Source organism: Pseudomonas sp. GM24, from assembly GCF_000282235.1.
Classification (GTDB): domain Bacteria; phylum Pseudomonadota; class Gammaproteobacteria; order Pseudomonadales; family Pseudomonadaceae; genus Aquipseudomonas.
Genome location: NZ_AKJR01000034.1, coordinates 1 through 18,779 on the forward strand (window position 1 = coordinate 1; position 18,779 = coordinate 18,779).

The 18,779-nt window shown below is 60.0% G+C and carries 15 protein-coding genes; 6 read left to right on the forward strand and 9 right to left on the reverse strand.

All coding sequences use genetic code 11. The features are described 5' to 3' along the window. Positions 1–30 precede the first annotated feature (30 nt). From PMI23_RS05580 to PMI23_RS05615, 7 genes are all read right to left on the reverse strand, one after another. Positions 31–3,483: a GMC family oxidoreductase gene (locus PMI23_RS05580; RefSeq protein ID WP_007911235.1), complete on the reverse strand. Its 3,453-nt coding sequence runs from the start codon at positions 3,481–3,483 to the stop codon at positions 31–33. A gap of 1,140 nt (positions 3,484–4,623) precedes the next feature. Beyond that, positions 4,624–5,394, reverse strand: a complete 771-nt coding sequence (gene etfB, locus PMI23_RS05590; RefSeq protein WP_007911237.1) for an electron transfer flavoprotein subunit beta — start codon at positions 5,392–5,394, stop codon at positions 4,624–4,626. Between the two features lie 9 nt (positions 5,395–5,403). Further along, positions 5,404–6,624 carry an electron transfer flavoprotein subunit alpha gene (gene etfA / locus PMI23_RS05595; protein ID WP_007911238.1) on the reverse strand — a complete coding sequence of 407 codons (1,221 nt, stop codon included), beginning with the start codon at positions 6,622–6,624 and terminating at the stop codon, positions 5,404–5,406. After that, a complete protein-coding gene (gene dgcB, locus PMI23_RS05600) occupies positions 6,624–8,573 on the reverse strand; it encodes a dimethylglycine demethylation protein DgcB (protein WP_007911241.1) in 1,950 nt (649 codons plus the stop codon). Before dgcB ends, etfA begins: the two co-directional genes overlap by 1 nt. Positions 8,574–8,736: 163 nt before the next feature. Beyond that, the gene (gene dgcA, locus PMI23_RS05605) at positions 8,737–10,797 is read right to left on the reverse strand and encodes a dimethylglycine demethylation protein DgcA (RefSeq protein ID WP_007911244.1); all 2,061 of its coding nucleotides are present in this window, start codon (positions 10,795–10,797) and stop codon (positions 8,737–8,739) included. Positions 10,798–10,812: 15 nt separating this feature from the next. Continuing rightward, positions 10,813–11,343: a DUF5943 domain-containing protein gene (locus tag PMI23_RS05610; protein WP_007907543.1), complete on the reverse strand. Its 531-nt coding sequence runs from the start codon at positions 11,341–11,343 to the stop codon at positions 10,813–10,815. A 106-nt stretch (positions 11,344–11,449) separates the two neighbouring features. Then, positions 11,450–12,427: a dipeptidase gene (locus tag PMI23_RS05615; protein WP_007911246.1), complete on the reverse strand. Its 978-nt coding sequence runs from the start codon at positions 12,425–12,427 to the stop codon at positions 11,450–11,452. A gap of 234 nt (positions 12,428–12,661) precedes the next feature. On the opposite strand from PMI23_RS05615, the gene PMI23_RS05620 reads away from it, so the two are divergent. The 3 genes from PMI23_RS05620 (at position 12,662) to PMI23_RS05630 (ending at position 13,837) form a co-directional block, all read left to right on the forward strand. Next, the gene (locus PMI23_RS05620; RefSeq protein ID WP_007911252.1) at positions 12,662–13,063 is read left to right on the forward strand and encodes a lysozyme inhibitor LprI family protein; all 402 of its coding nucleotides are present in this window, start codon (positions 12,662–12,664) and stop codon (positions 13,061–13,063) included. Between the two features lie 212 nt (positions 13,064–13,275). Then, complete coding sequence (locus tag PMI23_RS05625) at positions 13,276–13,530, forward strand: type II toxin-antitoxin system RelE family toxin (RefSeq protein ID WP_007911254.1); 255 nt, start codon at positions 13,276–13,278, stop codon at positions 13,528–13,530. After that, on the forward strand, positions 13,514–13,837 hold the full coding sequence (locus PMI23_RS05630; protein ID WP_007911261.1) for a helix-turn-helix domain-containing protein: 324 nt from the start codon (positions 13,514–13,516) through the stop codon (positions 13,835–13,837). Before PMI23_RS05625 ends, PMI23_RS05630 begins: the two co-directional genes overlap by 17 nt. Before the next feature lie 63 nt (positions 13,838–13,900). Here the strand turns inward: PMI23_RS05630 and PMI23_RS05635 are convergent, their stop codons facing one another. After that, positions 13,901–14,866 (reverse strand): tyrosinase family protein, encoded by a 966-nt coding sequence (locus PMI23_RS05635; protein WP_007911263.1) that lies wholly within the window; start codon positions 14,864–14,866, stop codon positions 13,901–13,903. Between the two features lie 229 nt (positions 14,867–15,095). Between PMI23_RS05635 and PMI23_RS05640 the strand changes: the two genes are divergently transcribed. Beyond that, entirely contained in the window at positions 15,096–15,512 is a 417-nt protein-coding gene (locus PMI23_RS05640; protein ID WP_007911266.1) for a DUF3010 family protein, read from the forward strand. 84 nt (positions 15,513–15,596) lie between these two features. Here PMI23_RS05640 and PMI23_RS05645 read toward each other — a convergent pair whose 3' ends face one another. Then, the gene (locus PMI23_RS05645; RefSeq protein WP_007911268.1) at positions 15,597–16,541 is read right to left on the reverse strand and encodes a GlxA family transcriptional regulator; all 945 of its coding nucleotides are present in this window, start codon (positions 16,539–16,541) and stop codon (positions 15,597–15,599) included. Between the two features lie 192 nt (positions 16,542–16,733). On the opposite strand from PMI23_RS05645, the gene PMI23_RS05650 reads away from it, so the two are divergent. Together PMI23_RS05650 and PMI23_RS05655 are read left to right on the forward strand one after the other, a co-directional pair. After that, positions 16,734–17,678 carry a choline ABC transporter substrate-binding protein gene (locus tag PMI23_RS05650; RefSeq protein ID WP_007911271.1) on the forward strand — a complete coding sequence of 315 codons (945 nt, stop codon included), beginning with the start codon at positions 16,734–16,736 and terminating at the stop codon, positions 17,676–17,678. Between the two features lie 109 nt (positions 17,679–17,787). Next, positions 17,788–18,675 carry a 3-keto-5-aminohexanoate cleavage protein gene (locus tag PMI23_RS05655; RefSeq protein WP_007911273.1) on the forward strand — a complete coding sequence of 296 codons (888 nt, stop codon included), beginning with the start codon at positions 17,788–17,790 and terminating at the stop codon, positions 18,673–18,675. The last annotated feature ends 104 nt before the right edge of the window (positions 18,676–18,779 follow it).

The window sequence follows — 18,779 nt, forward strand, 5'->3', positions numbered from 1 at the left end:
TCGACGCCTCGACGTGGGAACGATCAGTGACTACCCGAGGGCGGTTTTCTCCAGGTGCTCAAGGATGATCGGATACACATCGACCACCGCGTTCTTGCCGAACATGCAGTCGATGTGGCCGTAGCCCGGCACCACTTGTCGGCTGTAACGCTCTGGCCCGTGCATGTCGCACAAACGCTGGTAGGTCTTGAGGGTGCTTTCCGGCAGGTAACACTGGTTGTCGGCACCGCTGATAAAGCAGATCGGCATGGTCAGCCGATCAAAGTGCGGCATGTACACATCGTTGCCTTTGAAATCCACCAGATGCCCTTTGCGCACGATCAGCGCCAGATGCTCAAACGTCTCGATGTTCGACTCGCCGAACAGCTCGTGCAGGTTGTCGTGCAGGGTTTCGTTGAGGGTGTCGTGGCGATACAGCGACGCATACATGAAAGTGATGCGGTGGCACACCGGGTTGGTGCAATAACCCTGCGCCTCGATCCGCGCGTAGCCGTTGAGGGCCTTGTCGTAAAGTTTGTTGAACCAGTTCTCCTTGCTGTCGGCGTAAGCGGTCATCGACTTGATGCCGATCGCATCGAGCATGCCCGGCAGGTGCAATCCGGCCTTCAACCCTGTGGCAGTGGCGACCACGGTGTCAGCGGCAATCTGCGAGCAGACCACCGAACGCACGCCCTGCAATCCGGCGAGCAGCGACATGAAGAATGTCGTCGCGCCGTAGCAATGCACCACGCACTGCACATCTTTGGCCTGAGTTTGCTGCTGAATCTGCGCGATGGCAGCCTTGAAGTCGTATTGGGCGATCTGGTCGCCGTTCCATTCCTTCTTGCTCGCCGGCAACAGAATGCTCACGCGGAAATCCAGCAACCACACGTCGTAGTCGTGTTTGCACAGGAATTCGAGCAGGTTGGTCTGGATGGTGTCGGTGGAAAAGATATTCGAGCCCACGCCCAAACCATGCACCAGCATCACCGGGCCTTTGCTGCCGGCCTGATAACGGGTCAGACGCAACTCGACACCGTCCTCGGTGGGGAAGAAATGCACCGCCGGTGTCGGCGCATCCAGTGGCCGCTTCAAGCGTGGCGGCGCATCCGGGTTGAAGTAGATATCGCCGGCAAACACGCCGCCGTAACTTTCCCAGAGAATCCCGGCGAAGAACTTGCCAAACCGCGCCAGCCCTTCAATGCGCTCACGTTCGTTACGCGCATTGAGCACTTTCATGGTGGTCATCTGCTTGGCGAAATCGGTCGGATGAATGTGCATCACCCCGGAGCCGATCACCTCACCGGTCTTGTCCGGCCCGCGATACAGCGTCACGTACAGCGTGCTGGTGTCGTGCCAGATATTCAGCACGCCGTTGTCTTCCGGCACGGTTTTGAAGGCGCTGAAGAAATAGTCGTTACCGTCCTCGGCGGTCAGTTTCATGTCGTATTTCATGTGGCGCGTATCGACCTGTTGCTCGAATTGCTCGAACAGGTTGAACACGCCATTACTGGCGGTCAGCGGTTTGGGCGACAGTGCCGGGGCGATCACCGTGCCGACGATGGTCGCCGCGTGTTCCGGCTCCTTGATCATCCGGTTCATGTCGTTGGCGGTGATGGTCAGAGTGAAATCAATCGGCGAATTGTCCGCCTCACCGCGCTTGGCCGCTGCTTCGTAGACTTTCAGATCGGTGCTTTGCGCCGCGGTGAAGGCGCGAGAGAAATAGCCCTTCATGGTTTCGGTGAACTGCACGCCGAGGGTTGGCGGCGCCACCGGTTTGCGCGGCGCAGAAGGCAGCGTGTAGTCGATCTGCCAGCCTCGGTCGGCGGCGAGCAGGCCCATGTTGCGCTCGCTGACGGCGGAAATGGTCAGCAGCGGATTGACCGCCAGCGACGTCGGAATCACCGCCCCGTCAGTCACGTACAAATTAGCGTAAACATCCGTGCCGCTGGCACCGCTGAACACCTGCCCCTTGTGATTGACCACGCCTTGCGCCGCGTCTTCGCCCATCACGCAACCGCCCAACGGGTGCACCGAGACGATGCTGTGCTTGAGCAGTTTGGTCCAGATCGGATTCTCCACCCACACGCCACCCAGTGCCTTGGTGCTCTGCTGCAACCGTTCGTTGCCGAGCTTGAAGTTCTCCTGCTCGCCAACGCCCGGCCAGTCGATGCGCAGTTGATCCTTGCTGTCGAGGATCATCCGCCCCTGGCCACTGTCGTGGCTCATGATCAGGTAGGTCTGCATGTTGTGCAGTGCGCCGTAATACGGGCCGCGCAGAAAGCTTTCGGCTTCGCGCTCCTTGTATTTGACCTTGCCGCTGAAGCTGTCATCGGTGGCGACGCCGATCATCTCGGCAAACCCGGCCATCGCCGGCACCATCGGCCGACCGAGCGCGCCGGGGATCGAGCCTTCTTCGATGACCATGCGGCTGCGCCAGTCGCCCTCGGTACGCATGTCGATCACCGAGGTGATGCACGGACCGACCGGGTGCAGCTCCTTGGCCGGGTGCGCGCCGAAACCGATGCCGTTGATGGTTTGCTCGCAGTTGTGGCCGAAGCCGAGGATGTCGCCGTTGCCGCTCATGTTCTCGCCGAGCTGGCCGGACATCACCACGCCTTTGTCACGCGAACGCAGGAGGATTTCGGTCGAGCCAAGCGTGCCGGCGGAGACCACAACGATATCGGCCTTCACGAACAACGTCGGCGCGCTGAACATCTCCCGCCCACTGTCGAGGTACTGGAAATGCACGATCCAGCCGTCGCCATTACGCTCCAGATGGCGCACTTCGGTCTGACAGAAAATCTCCGTGCCATGGTTCCAGGCGTCCGGCAGATAGTTCATCAACGTGGTGTTCTTGGCCTTGTTGTTACAGCCCGAAACGCAGTCGCCGCACTGGTTGCACGGCAGTTGCTCGACGCCGACATGGTTGAGGTTGTTCGGCAGTTTGTCGAAGGTCACGTTGATCGGCGGCTTGTAGAAATGTGCACCTTGCTTGAGGTAGTCCGCCGATTTCTTGTTGGCGTCGAGTTTCGGCAGATTTGGTGCAGTGCTCGGATAGGGATTGGGTTTGAGCATCTCGCGGGCGCGGGCGTAACCGTCCTTGAGCAGCGTGTCGCGGTGTTCACGCACCGCTTGCGGCCAGCGCGGATCATCGAACACGCCAGGCTCCGGCTCGAGGGCAACGTTGGCATTAATCAGCGACGTGCCGCCGAGGCCGCAACCGACCACAACGTTTTGCTGGGCGTTGACGTGTAAATCGAACAGCCCGGTGCGCGAGCCGATATGGCCATCCGGGTCATGCACCTGCAGTTCTTCGGTGGCGGCAATCATGGTGTTGGGGTATTCGCCGGGCTGGATTTCCCGACCGCGTTCGAGCAGGCACACACGTTTGCCGGCACGGGACAGGCGCGAGGCAGCAATGCCGCCGCCGTAGCCTGAACCGATAACAATCACATCGTAGTGTTCCTTGATCTCGCTGATGGGCGTTGCGATCCGTGTCATGGGGTGCATCCTCTAATCAGGCAGATGGGGCAACTCTGCGGTTGCCTGCAATCAATGGGCGAACGGGCACCTGGCCACCGGATCAAGTCCGGCGACAGCACAGCGGTCTGGCGGGTGTGGCGCGCTACAGGCGAGCGTGCTGATTGGCGGCGCGCCGGAGCGTGCGCTTGCGTTGCGAAGGCGGGGGGCGGTGCGGCTGACTATCCATCATGCGTTCTCCCAGAACCTGATGTGGATAAGTGACGGCTGTCCTTGTGCCATTGCAGTGAAGACAGCGCAGGAATCGAAGTCAAGGCAACGCCTTAGAACTGTATGAAATCTGATCAATTACCGTTTGGACTATGCGCACCGGGGCTTGCGGAGTTTGGCAAACAAGTTATCCACATAACCACCCACAGCAAATGGGGGTAACTGTGGATGATTCGGAAAATAACTGACTGATTTGTGAAGAAATATCGTGACTTATCCAGAAGGACGGTTTGCCAGACGCATTGGTTGCTTTTTGATCAAATCTTCGTAAGCCACGTTTTTCATGGCCTGTAGCGGATGGCGAACACGTTATCCACAGAAGCGCCAACAGAGTTCGGGGGTAACTTTGCCTTGTCTGTGGAAAAGCGTTGGAGGCTGTGTGAAATCGAGGTTTGCGCGGGAATTGAGTCCGGAAACTGACGAATTGACTGTTTTTTGATCATCCCTTCGAAAGCCACGGTTTGTATGGTCCTCAGCGGATAGCGAACATCTTATCCACAGAAGCGCCAACAGAGATTGGGGGCAACTTATTCAGTTATCCAAGATAAAAAGCCCAGAAAATCCGTGACTTAGGCTGGTTGTTTTTTGATCGAAGAGCTGTAGGGCTTGATTGACGTGGGGTGCAGAGAGGGGCGAACACGTTATCCACAGTTCCGCCAACAGGGATTGTGGGTAAACACTCCCCCTCACCCCAGCCCTCTCCCCAGCCCTCTCCCTCCGGGAGAGGGAGCCGACCGAGGTGTATTGGAAAAGTGCAGCGACATGCGACTTTGCGGTGTCCTTAGCTTGGCCAAACCTGAGTTCGCGCAGATCTTTCAGGTCGATGTAACGCTTGAGCACGCCACCGTAGGTCCCCTCTCCCTCTGGGAGAGGGCTAGGGTGAGGGGCTTTTCAGCGAACCACACCTTCTTCAAGCAGCAGCTTGAGGATCGCTTCAGCGCCAGCCTGTGCGGTAACACCTTTGAGCACCTGCCCACCGCCGCCACTGGCCTTGGCCGTCGCGGCCTTCATCCGGTCCGCTCCGCTTTTGGCCTTGATCACCTTCAAGCGTTTCGGCCGCGGTTTGGCCGCCTGCAAAGTAGCCACCGACAACAGTTCATCGTCCACCACTTCGACGTCGTCAGCCTGCAAGACCCCGCGCCGCGCCGGACCATAAGCACTCTGCCGAGGCTTCGGCGCAGCGTTATCCACAGTCGCCAGAAACGGCAGCTTCACCTTCAACCGGCGCCGCTGCCCACGCGGCAACGCTTGCAGCACCAGCGCCGAACCGTCATTGATCGACTCGACCTGCGCCAGCCCGACCACCAACGGCCAGCCCAGACCTTCCGCCAGCAGGAACGGCAACATCCCCGAACCTTCACCGGTTTCCGCCTGACTGCCGGTCAACACCACTTGCGCCCCGGCATCACGCAGATACGCGGTCAGCGCCGGCAAGGCATCAGCACCGGCGGGCTGTTCCAATACATGCATCTGCTCAAGACCCATGCCCAGATAGGCGCGCAACGCCGGTTCCGCGACGTCGCCGGCATGCAGCACTTGCAGGTTATCCCCAGCCAGTTGCAGGCCCAGTTCCACGGCGCGCGCGTCCTGGTCGGCGCGACGTGGCCGGCCCGAAGTCGGGTGGGCGCCGATGGAAACCAGACTGATAACTTTCGTGTTCATAGCGTTTCCTTAAGCCGCATCGCGCTTGGCTTCGTTGCGGTAAGCCGCGACCGCTTCGATCAGCGCTCGCAGAATCTCTGCGCTCTCGCCGATCACCGAGAGGTCAGCGCGCTTGATCATGTCGCAACCCGGATCGAGGTTGATTGCCACGACCTTGTCGCAGGCGCCGATGCCTTGCAGATGCTGGATTGCGCCGGAGATACCCACAGCCACATAAACCCGTGCGGTGACCCAGGTGCCGGACGCACCGACCTGGCGATCACGGGCCATGAAGCCATCGTCCACCGCAACCCGCGAGGCGCCTTCGGTGGCGCCAAGTGCTGCGGCCGTTTCGTGAAACAGTGCCCAGTCCTTGACGCCGTTGCCGCCGGAGAAAATGAACTCCGCTTCGGCCATCGGAATCGCTGCCGGGTCCACCGCCACCGCACCGAGATCTTCGATCCGCGACAGGCTGCGCGCGACGCTTGTGGATAACTCCACCGGCAACGCTTCGTGGCGAGTTTCGCTGACCGGCTCGGCGCATTCGGCCGCAGCCAGAATCAATCGTGCGACGGGACGCGCGAGGTCTTGCAGCCCGGCGCCCGCGCGGCCAATGCACTCCTGATCCTTGACCTGCCAGACCCGCGTCGCCGGACGCTCGCCAAGTGCAGCGGCAAAACGTCGACCGAGTTCACCGCCACCGCTGCGACTGTCGGGCAGCAGCCAGTGACGTGGATTGAACTGGTTATCCACAGCGCGCAAACCTTGCACCCGTTGCTCCGGTGCATAACCGCTGAATTCCTCACCTTCGAGTACCAGCAAGCGATCGACGCCTGCGGTAGCGAAAGCGTTTTCCTTGTGCTCGCCAAAGACCACCGCCAACACCGCACCATCAGTGCCAGCGAGTTGATGAGCGAGGCCAAGCAAGTCACGATCGTGACTGCTCAAGCGGCCGCCGACCATGTCCGGCACCACGCTGATATAGAACGCCGGGGCCGGCACCTGATGCAGCGGCAATTGCACTTCCACAGCAGCGGTACGTTTGACCGCCCCGCCCTGTTGCGCGCCGCTGCGGTCGATCCGTTTGATGCCATTGGGGCCGATAAAACCGATGCCGTGCAGATTCTTGCGGATGACGCCATTCGGCCCCATCCAGCTGTGTTGCGCCGGTTGCATCGCCGCATGCAACGGGTGCAGACGGTTACGCGCAATCCATTCGGCGCGCGGGTCGCGGCGGATAATGTCGCTCATCAGTGGGCCTCCGCAGGTTCACGTTTGGCCGGGGTCGCAGGCTTGCTCGGCGCGGCGTCTTCAAGCAGCGCGTCGGCGACCAGTTCGGCAATGTCCTTGATCAGCGGACGCGGTTCGACCACGCCTTCGAGCATCGCCGTGCACTGTGGACAACCCACCGCCACCAGTTCGGCGCCGGTCTCGCGGATGTCTTCCATGCGCATATCGGGAATCCGCTGCTTGCCCGGAATGTCAGTGATCGGTGCGCCGCCACCGCCACCGCAGCAGCGCGAACGGAAGCCGGAACGTTGCATCTCTTTGACTTCAATACCGAGCGCACGCAGCACTTCACGCGGCGCCTCATACTCGCCGTTGTAGCGGCCGAGGTAGCACGGATCGTGATAGGTCACGCTGTTGCCTTTGTGCTGCCCGAGGTTGAGCGCGCCGGCCTGGATGATTTCCGCCATGTAGGTGCTGTGGTGCTGCACCAGGTAGTTGCCGTCGAACGCGCCGTACTCGTTTTTCAACACATGGAAGCTATGCGGATCGCAGGTAACGATGCGGTTGAAGCTGTATTTGGCCAGGGTCTGGATGTTGCGCTTGGCGAGCAACTGAAAGGTCGCTTCATCGCCCAGACGGCGGGCCACGTCGCCGCTGTCACGCTCTTCGAGGCCGAGCACGGCAAAGTCGATTTTCGCCGCTTTCAGCACTTTGACGAACGCGCGCAAGGTGCGCTGGTTGCGCATGTCGAATGCGCCGTCGCCGACCCAGAACAGCACGTCGGTGGATTTCTTTTCGCTGAGCAGGTTGAGGTTCAGGTCCGCCGCCCAGTTCATCCGCCCGCCTGGTGCAAATCCGCCAGGGTTGTCGGTGGCAATCAGATTTTCGAGGACTTCGGCGCCCTTGTTCGGCGTCGCGCCTTTTTCCAGGGTCAGGTGACGGCGCATGTCGACGATGGCGTCGACGTGCTCGATCATCATCGGACATTCCTCAACGCAGGCACGGCAGGTAGTGCACGACCACAGGGTTTCGGCGTCGACCAAGCCGTTGACGATCGGTTGATGTGGATTACCGCTATGTTCGCCTACAGGTTTGCCCGGATACGGGCTGCCGGCGAACTTGGCATCGGTACCGCCAGCGAGGCCGACGACCATGTCCTGAATCAGTTTTTTCGGGTTCAGCGGCTGGCCGGCGGCGAAGGCCGGGCACGCCGCTTCGCACTTGCCGCACTGCACGCAGGCGTCGAAACCGAGCAACTGGTTCCAGGTGAAATCCTTGGGTTTCTCAACACCCAATGGTGCGCTCGGATCGTTCAGATCCAGCGGCTTCAAACCGGTGGAACGGCCGCCGCCAAAACGTTCGGCGCGACGGTGCCAGGCCAGGTGCAAGGCACCGGCAAAGGCATGTTTCATCGGCCCGCCCCAGGTCATGCCGAAGAACAGTTCCGACACGCCCCACAGCACGCCAATTCCGAGGATGACCGCGAGCACCCAGCCGCCAAAGTTCTCCGGGAGGATTCCGGCCACTGGCAGGGTCAGCAGAAAGAACGACGCCGAGAACGCCAGCAGGCTTTTCGGCAGGCGCATCCACGGGCCTTTCGACAGCCGCGCCGGCGGATTACGCCGACGTAGGTAAACGAAAATCGCGCCGACGAACATCACCGCCGTCATCAGCAGCAAGGCGTAACCGAGGATGCGGTTATGCAGGCCGAAACCGTGGACCAGCAGCGCCAGCACAATCGACGCCACCGCACCGCCCGCTGTCGCGACGTGGGTGTTGGCAATGTATTTGTCCCGCGCCACTACGTGGTGCAAATCGACCATGTAACGCTTGGGCATGGCCAACAGGCCGCCGATCAGATCGACCTTCGAGGCCCGGCCCCGGCGCCACATGGCCACCCGCCGCAACGCGCCGAGGACACCAAGGCCCAGAGCGGCGAACAACAGGATTGGAAGAAGGGTGTTCAACATGGTGAAGCTCCCACCAGTACAACCTGGAGAAACACGGCGTTCAATGATCGTTCCCACGCTCTGCGTGGGAATGCATGCCGGGACGCTCCGCGTCCCAAGCGGACGCAGAGCGTCCATTGCGGCATTCCCACGCAGAGCGTGGGAACGATCGGTTCACTAGCCCTTAGAAATCCTTGCAGAGCCGCAGGGCGTCATAGATCGCGGCGTGGGTGTTGCGCTGCGCCACGCAGTCGCCGATGCGGAACAACAAGTAGCCGTCGCCCGCCTCGCTCAGCGAAGGTTGTGGCTGGATCGCGAACAACGCCTCGACGTCGATCTGGCCCTTGTTGCGCGAACCCTCTTTGAGCGCGTAGTAGATCTCCTCATCCGGACGCACGCCGTTTTCCACCACCACCTGATCGACCACCCGCTCCTCTTTGGCGCCGGTGTATTCGTTCTCCAGCACCGCGACCAGTTTGTCGCCTTCGCGGTAGACCTTCTCCAGCATCATGTCGCCGGTCATGATCACTTCTTTCGGGTACATGCTGCGGTAGTAGGTCGGGAACGACGTACCACCGATGGCCACACCCGGTTTGATGTCGTCGGTGACGATCTCGACCTGGCTGCCCTTGTCGGCGAGGAAGTCGGCGACCGACATCCCGGTGAACTCGCAAATGGTGTCGTAGACCAGCACGTTCTTGCCCGGCGCAACCTTGCCGTCGAGCACGTCCCAACTGCTGACCACCAGCCCTTCGGCGGCGCCCCAGTGCTCGTTCTGTTCCAGATACGGATGCCCGCCGACCGCCAGCACCACTACGTCCGGACGCAGGTCCATGATGGTGTCCGCGTCGGCCGCCGTGCCCAGCCGCAGATCGACTTTCAGCCGCGCCAATTCCAGCTGGAACCAGCGGGTGATGCCAGCGATCTGGTCGCGCTGCGGCGCTTTCGACGCGGTGGTGATCTGCCCGCCGATGAATTCCTTCTTCTCGAACAGGGTCACGTCGTGGCCACGCTCGGCGGCAACGCGGGCCGCTTCCATCCCGGCCGGGCCGGCACCGACGATCACAACCTTGCGTTTCGGACCGGTGGATTTCTCGATGATGTGCGGCACGCCCATGTACTCACGGGACGTTGCGGCGTTCTGGATGCACAACACGTCGAGGCCTTGATACTGGCGGTCGATGCAATAGTTGGCGCCGACGCACTGTTTGATCTGGTCGATCTGGCCCATCTTGATCTTGGCGATCAGGTGCGGGTCAGCGATGTGCGCGCGGGTCATGCCGACCATGTCGACGTAACCGCCTTCAAGAATCCGCGTGGCCTGGTTCGGGTCCTTGATGTTCTGTGCGTGCAGCACCGGCACCTTCACCACTTCTTTGATCCCGGCGGCCAGATGCAAGAACGGCTCCGGTGGATAACTCATGTTCGGAATCACGTTGGCCAAGGTGTTGTGGGTGTCACAACCCGAGCCGACGACGCCGATGAAATCGAGCATGCCGGTGTCGTCGTAATACTTGGCGATCTGCTTCATGTCTTCGTGGGACAAGCCGTCCGGGTGGAACTCGTCACCGCAGATGCGCATGCCCACGCAGAAGTCGTCACCGACCTCGGCGCGCACGGCTTTCAGCACTTCCAGGCCGAACTTCATCCGGCCTTCGAAGGTGCCGCCCCATTCGTCGGTACGCTTGTTGACGCGCGGGCTCCAGAACTGGTCGATCATGTGCTGGTGCACCGCCGACAGCTCAACGCCGTCGAGGCCACCGGCCTTGGCCCGGCGTGCGGCTTGGGCATAGTTGCCGATGACCCGCCAGATTTCTTCCGGCTCGATGGTTTTGCACGTGGCGCGGTGCACCGGTTCACGGATGCCCGACGGCGACATCAGGGTCGGCCAGTGGAAACCGTCCCAGCGCGAGCGCCGGCCCATGTGGGTAATCTGAATCATGATCTTGGCGCCGTGCTTGTGCATGGCGTCGGCCAGATTCTGGAAGTGCGGGATGATGCGGTCGGTCGACAGGTTGACCGAACTCCACCACTGCTGCGGGCTGTCGATGGCGACCACGGAGGAGCCGCCACAGATCGCCAGGCCGATGCCGCCCTTGGCTTTCTCTTCGTAATATTTGACGTAGCGCTCGGTGGTCATGCCACCGTCAGTCGCGTAGACCTCGGCGTGCGCGGTGCTGAGCACGCGGTTGCGGATGGTCAGTTTGCCGATCTGGATCGGCTGGAACATTGCTTCGAAAGCCATGGCGGGTTCCTCGACTTACAACGGCTTGACGGTGAACAGGCCGTCGTCGTGGCCTTCTTCGGAGCCACCGTAGACTTGCTCGGCGACGGTGCGGATGCTGCTGCCGCGTGCTTGCAGAATCTGGTCCATGGCCCCGGCAAACCAACCGGTGAACATGTAGTCGACCTTGCGCCCGACCTTGCCGTAGACGTAGACGAACGCCGAGTGTTCGAGCTTGACGCTGGCGGTGCCTTTGTCGAGGTCGATGTCCTGGATCTTGAACAGGCCCCAGCCGCGTTGCGACAGACGCTTCATGTAGTGCTCGAACACCGCGACGCCTTCCAGGCCGTGGCATTCAGCTTCCTTCTCGCACCAGTGCCAGGCGGATTTGTAGCCGGCCTTGTAGAGGATTTCGGCGTAGGCGTCAGCGCCCAGAACCTCTTCGATGCCCATGTGGTTATTCACAAAGAAGTGACGTGGCACGTAGAGCATTGGCAGGGCATCGGAGGTCCAGACACCGGTCTCGCTGTCGACTTCGATTGGCAATTGCGGGGCGATCTTGGCCATGGAAACTTAACTCCAGAAAATTTTAGATTCAGTGTTGGCCGCGGCCCTCACCCCAGCCCTCTCCCAGAGGGAGAGGGAGCAGATCGGCGGCGGTCTTGAGAAAGCGTTACTCGCCCCAGACGTCTTTGAGGACGTTGACCCAGTTCTCGCCCATGATCTTGCGTACCACGCGCTCGGAATGGCCGCGCTTGAGCAGGGTTTCGGTCAGGTTCGGGAACTCGCCGACGGTGCGGATGCCCAGCGGGTTGATGATCTTGCCGAAACTGGTCAGACGGCGGGCGTAACCCTTGTCGTGGGTCAGGTATTCAAAGAAGTCCTGACCGTGGCCCTGGGTAAAGTCGGTGCCAATGCCGATGGCGTCTTCGCCGACGATGTTCATCACGTATTCGATCGCTTCGGCGTAATCGTCGATGGTCGAATCGATGCCCTTGGCGAGGAACGGCGCGAACATGGTCACGCCGACGAAACCGCCGTGATCAGCGATGAACTTGAGTTCCTCATCGGACTTGTTGCGCGGGTGCTCTTTGAGACCCGACGGCAGGCAGTGGGAATAGCAAACCGGTTTTTTCGATTCGAGGATGACTTCTTCGGAAGTCTTGGAACCGACGTGGGACAGGTCGCACATGACGCCAACACGGTTCATTTCAGCCACGATTTCGCGACCGAAGCCCGAGAGGCCGCCGTCACGCTCGTAGCAACCGGTGCCGACCAGGTTCTGGGTGTTGTAGCACATCTGCACGATGCCGACGCCGAGCTGCTTGAACACTTCGACATAGCCGATCTGGTCTTCAAACGCGTGAGCATTCTGGAAGCCGAAGAGGATGCCGGTCTTGCCTTGCTCTTTGGCGCGGCGGATGTCGGCGGTGGTGCGCACCGGCATGACCAGGTCGCTGTTTTCGCGGATCAGCTTCTGGCTGGCAGCAATATTGTTCACGGTCGCCTGAAAGCCTTCCCACACCGACACAGTGCAGTTGGCTGCCGTCAGACCGCCCTTGCGCATGTCTTCGAACAGCTCGCGGTTCCATTTGGCAATGATCAGACCGTCGATAACGATGCTGTCGGCGTGTAATTCGGCTGGGCTCATCAGGCGTCCCCTTATTGGCGATTCATGCGCCGAATCGTCTGCCGGCGCTTTGGGGCCAGCATATGCCTCGGTGCCGGGGCGACCGGGTGCAAAAACGACAGGGGAATTGCCGAAAGCGTCAATCCGCGACAAAGGGTCGCCAGACGCTCCGATCAGCTACCTGTTCAAGCCCGCAAGCTTGAGCCAGAATCTCCGGCATCTTCGAAACACCACTGGATTAGAGCGGCGACAACAATGAAATCGATCTTCCTGGCTTTGGCTTTGATTGCGACCGGCGTACACGCCGCCGAAGAGTCCGACAACAACCCGTGCGACGCCGTCGAAAACGACGTCCAGACCCTGGAATGCTCGACCTACAGCCGCAGCACCGCCGAAGACCTGCTCAAGGACAACTACGCCAGCCTGACCGAACGCATGCAGACCGCGTACGGCAAAAACGCGACGCAACTGGCGGATATCACCGCCAAACTCAAAACCGCCCAGCAGCAGTGGCTGAAGACGCGGGATGCCGATTGCGCCGTGGAAGCGTTCCCGGCGACGGCGGGGAGCAAGGCGTTCACGATTGCGCAGAATGACTGCGTGGCGCGGATGAGTGATGAACGGTCGGAGTTTTTGGAGTCGATTGGGCAGGAATAGTCCTCAAAATTTGAAGGAAAATTGGCACTGCTTTCTGCAATTGCCTCGTGAATCTCTTCTTCTTACGGCACATGCCGACTTCGCCTACACCTATTGCGTGAAAGCCCCGATCTACGGGCGCTTCACGCAATATCCTGACAACTGTTCTTGATTGGCCACCTTAAAAATATAAGCAAAGATTCGCGAATCTTATAAAAGACTTATATTCTTCCATGAACAGCATCCACTGGACACGAAAGGCCGTTAAGCAACTCTTGAAATTGCACTCTGTGCATCAGGTACAGGTTCGAGATGCCGTTACGGCGCTTGCCGACATGCCTGATGTGGGCAATGTCAAAGCACTGATTGGCCATGACTACTCCTACCGCCTGCGTGTCGGTAATTATCGAGTCATGTTCGACTGGGATGGCGCAATCAAAGTGGTCAGTATTCAAGAGGTCAAGAAACGCGATGAACGCACCTACTGAGATCCAAATCATCAACGACGCCGAGGGCAAACCGGCCTTCGTGGTCATTCCCTATGCGCAATATGTCGCGCAGAAAATGCAGCCCGATCTGATTCCCCATGAAGTGGTCAGTCGGATGGTCGACGGAGCGACACCGATCCGTGCCTGGCGCGAATACCTAAACCTGACTCAGGAAGAAGTCGCCAAACGCATGGGCATTTCGCAACCGGCGTTTGCTCAACAGGAAACGGTGTCCAAGCCACGAAAAGCAACTCGCGAAAAGATTGCGGCGGCCTTTGGAATCAGCTCTGAGCAGCTTGAGCTCTAGCCGGTAACGGCGTGTTTGCCTGCTGCAAAAGCCAGACATTCACACCGCCACCCGATGCCAGCATCAGTCGTGAAATGGAGAACGAGGTTTCACATGATCGAGGATCAGACGTGGCGCCTCGTACTCATACCCCAAGTCAGTAATGTCGCTCACATTCCGAGCAGACTGCGCAAACGGTTCGAGCACATCATCATAGTTATGTCCTTTCGGACCATTAACCAGCGGCGCGTAATGCGGCGCCCAACGTTCGTTGCTCTGGAGCATCAGTGACTGCCAGTTTGCCCACACCTTGTCGACAAAGCAGTGATGCAGGAAGAACACCGGATCATCTGGAGAGGTCATCGGCAACATATTGCCGCCCACCCAGAGGTGGACGCGATTATGCAGTTGTGAACCCGCAGTGGTTACCTGCGGATCACCGCGCCGGGTGATCCAGCCTTCCAGACGATTTCGGAAGCCGCGCACAGTCGGGCCGGAATCATAAGGCGGGGTGTCGTAAAGACTTTCGCGCAAAGCCATTTGCAGATCTTCCGGGGTCGGCAATGAGTTTACAACCAGCCCGAACTGGCGCTTCAAACCAGGACCTGGCAAATCGTCATCCGGATAGGAGGGAACCGGCCATTGACCGTGTTTATAGGCAAACCGACCGGTTGCTACACGCCAGTCATCGCCTTCAACACCATTGCCGCCCATAAAATCCTCAGCCCACACTGGAGAGTTGTGCGGATCGGCTGCATCTTCGGTCCAGTTCCAGTACGGGATCGTGATGGAGGGGTTAATCGCCTGAAGGTCATTTTCGAACTTCAGCAAAAACGCGCGGTGCCAAGGCAGGAACGAAGGCCCACGGTGGGCACCATTGCGGTAGTTCGGATCGTTTGGTTCATGTGGCAGCACGGTGGGCTTCATGACCTGGTGATGCAGATGCACATACTCATCGTATTGGCCTGACTGTTTGAGCTGGAGGCAGGCATCGACGAAGTTGTCTTTTTCGATTGGGGTCAGCGAGCGAATGTTCTTGCGCAGCTTCATGTCTTCAATCCCTTGAGCGAGGTTAGGTGTGGAAAGGGCGACAATCGACCCAATCCGCCGACAACCAAGCTAGGCGCCAGTCGTAAAGGCGTCTACTGTCAGAAATTACAGGTCAGCAACGATTTTCGACCAGCGGTATTGCACCGTTGGGGCGCCGACGCGAAGTGACTTGACCGCCCGACTGCGTCAACATGACTGCCATCCAATTCGCTCATAAGGTCACTCGCCCATGAACATCTGCGGCATCGAAATCAAAGGCAGCGAAGCGATCATCGCCGTGGCCGCTCTCGACGGTTCGACCCTGAGCCACGTCCCCCTTGCCACCAAGAAAATCGCCCTTGAAGACGATGACGAGGCGGCCAACGTAAAGCTGTTCGCGGCGCAAGTGGCGTCGTTTGTGCGGGAGAACTCGGTTGATCGGATTGCGATCAAGAAACGCAGCAAGAAGGGTGAGTTTGCCGGCGGGCCGACGACGTTCAAGATTGAGGGGATTTTGCAGTTGCTGGATGGTTGCGAGGTGACGTTGTTGTCGCCGCAGACGATCAATGCGCAGGCGAAGAAGCATAATTTCGAGCTGCCGGGGACGCTGAACAAGTATCAGCATGAGGCTTACAAGGCGGCGTGTTCGGCGTTGATGAAGAAGTAAGATCAAAAGATCGCAGCCTGCGGCAGCTCCTACATTGGAATGTATTTCCATGTAGGAGCTGCCGCAGGCTGCGATCTTTTGATGTTAGGCCTGGGCGGTACGCCGGTCTTCGCGCGGGCAGCGCGCAAAGCGTGCCCGGTAGCTGCGGGTGAAGTACGACGGTGATTCAAACCCGCAGGCGATGCTGACTTCGAGCACGCTCATGTCGGTCTGGCGCAACAGTTGCCGGGCCTTTTCCAGCCTCAACCGCAGATAGAAATTGCTCGGCGTATCGTTCAAATGCAGCCGGAACAGGCGCTCCAGTTGCCGCCGCGTCACCTTGATCGATTCCGCCAATTGCAGCGTAGTCAGCGGCGGTTCGCTGTGCTGCTCCATCTCGCCGATCACCTGTACCAGTTTCTTGTTATTGATGCCGTAACGCGTGGCGACTTCCATGCGCTGGTGGTCTTTGCGTGGACGAATGCGCCCCAGCACGAATTGCTCGCTGACCTGAATCGCCAGTTGCGGCCCATGGGCCTGGGCGATCAGATCGAGCATTAGATCGATAGAAGCCGTACCGCCGGCCGAGGTGATTCGCCGGCGGTCGATCTCGAACAGCTCCTGCGTCACGCTGAGTTGTGGATAAGATTCCTTGAAGGCATCGATGGCTTCCCAGTGCAGGGTCAGGCGATGGCCATCAAGCAGGCCCGCCTCAGCAAGGACGAAGCTGCCGGTGTCGATGGCGCCGAGGGTCACGCCTTCGTTGTCCAGCCGCCGCAACCAGTGTTCAAGGATTGGCGTGGCGAACTTCAGCGGTTCAAACCCGGCCACCACCAGCAGCGTCGCGCCTTTCTTCAGCGGCTCAAGCGCCGCATCAGCGTTGACCGACATGCCATTGCTCGCCAGCACCGCCCCGCCGTCGGCGCTGAGCACATGCCAGCGATACAACTCGCCACGAAAACGGTTGGCCACGCGCAGCGGTTCAATTGCAGAGATAAAGCCAATGGCGGAGAACCCCGGCATCAGCAAGAAATAGAAATCCTGGGACATGTGCGCCCTCGGTCGGCGGGTAGCGTGGATCGTTGATACGCCGATTGTCGTCGGCGTTCAAGCGCACAGGTCGCTACAGTGCAAATGCCAGTCGCCGCAGTGCGCTTTTACGGGGGCATAGCTGCGTAACTTTGCATCACCGGCGCGTCAGACGCCGGGAACCACAATAAACGACCTGCCGAGGAACCCGACATGAAACGACTGATCAGCAGCTGTGTTCTTGCATTCAGCGGTACCGCTTTCTTCAGCGCCAGCGTCATGGCGGCCGAACCCGCCTCATGCCAGAACGTGCGCATGGGCGTAGTCAACTGGACCGACGTGATCGCCACCAGTGCCATGACCCAGGTCCTGCTCGACGGCCTCGGCTACAACACCAAACAGACCAGCGCGTCCCAGCAAATCATCTTCGCCGGGATCCGCGATCAGCGCCTGGACCTGTTCCTCGGTTACTGGAACCCGTTGATGACGCAGACCATTACCCCGTTCGTCGACGCCAATCAGGTCAAAGTCCTCGAAGCGCCGAGCCTGAAAGACGCCCGCGCCACCCTCGCGGTGCCGACTTACCTGGCGGACAAAGGCCTGAAAACCTTCGCCGACATCGCCAAGTTCGAAAAAGAACTGGGCGGCAAGATCTACGGCATCGAACCCGGTTCCGGCGCCAACACGCAGATCAAGGCAATGATCGCCAAGAACCAGTTCGGCCTCGGTAAATTCCAGTTGGTCGAATCCAGCGAAGCCGGGATGCTCGCTGCCGTCGACCGCGCCGTGCGCCGCAAAGAGGCCGTGGTGTTCTTCGGCTGGGCGCCGCACCCGATGAACGTCAACGTGCAGATGACGTATCTGACCGGCAGCGAAGACGCCCTCGGCCCGAACGAAGGCATGGCCACGGTGTGGACCGTCACCGCGCCGAAATACGCCGAACAGTGCCCGAACATTGGTCGCCTGCTGACCAACCTGACGTTCACCGCCGAGGACGAGAGCCGGATGATGCAGCCGCTGCTCGATCACAAGGATGCTTTCGAATCGGCCAAGCAATGGCTCAAGGATCACCCCGAAGACAAGCAGCGCTGGCTTGAGGGTGTGACCACGTTCGATGGCAAACCGGCCGCTGAAAACCTCCAGCTGACCAGCAAATAACCCTCTATTGAAAAACCCGCTCTCCCAGATGGGAGAGGCAAATGAACCACGCTTCGCAGCCCCGAACAGGGCTGCGGACAGACCCATCACGCCTGAAGGAAACCGCACCATGAACAACGACGTCATCATCACCTGCGCACTCACCGGTGCTGGCGACACGACCGCCAAGAGCCCCCACGTGCCGGTCACCCCGAAACAAATCGCTGCGGCGGCTGTGGAAGCGGCCAAGGCTGGCGCCACGGTTGTGCACTGCCATGTGCGCGATCCGCAGACCGGCAAGTTCAGCCGCGACGTGGCGCTGTACCGCGAAGTGATGGAGCGCATTCGCGAGGCCGACGTCGACATCATCGTCAACCTCACCGCCGGCATGGGCGGCGATCTGGAGATCGGCGCCGGCGAGAACCCGATGGAGTTTGGCCCGAACACCGATCTGGTCGGCCCGCTGACCCGTCTCGCCCACGTCGAAGAACTGCTGCCGGAAATCTGCACCCTCGATTGCGGCACGCTGAACTTCGGCGATGGCGACACCATTTACGTCTCGACCCCGGCGCAATTGCGCGCCGGCGCCAAGCGCATCACCGAGCTGGGCGTGAAAGCCGAGCTGGAAATTTTCGACACCGGTCACCTGTGGTTCGCCAAGCAGATGATCAAGGAAGGTTTGCTCGATAACCCGCTGTTCCAGTTATGCCTGGGCATTCCGTGGGGCGCCCCGGCGGACACCACCACCATGAAAGCCATGGTCGATAACTTGCCGGCGGATGCGGTGTGGGCCGGGTTCGGGATTGGCCGGATGCAGATGCCAATGGCGGCGCAAGCGGTGCTGCTCGGCGGCAACGTGCGGGTCGGGCTGGAAGACAACCTGTGGCTGGACAAAGGTGTGCTGGCGACCAATGGCCAACTGGTCGAGCGCGCCACAGAAATCCTCAGCCGCCTCGGCGCGCGCGTGCTGACCCCGGCAGAGGGCCGCAAAAAGATGGGCCTGACCCAGCGCGGTTAACCCTCAGCTCAAAAAACGGGGCTCTAACTGCCCCCAAATTTCACCTGTAGGAGCTGCCGAAGGCTGCGATCTTTTGATTTTGTTTCTCAAGATCAAGATCAAAA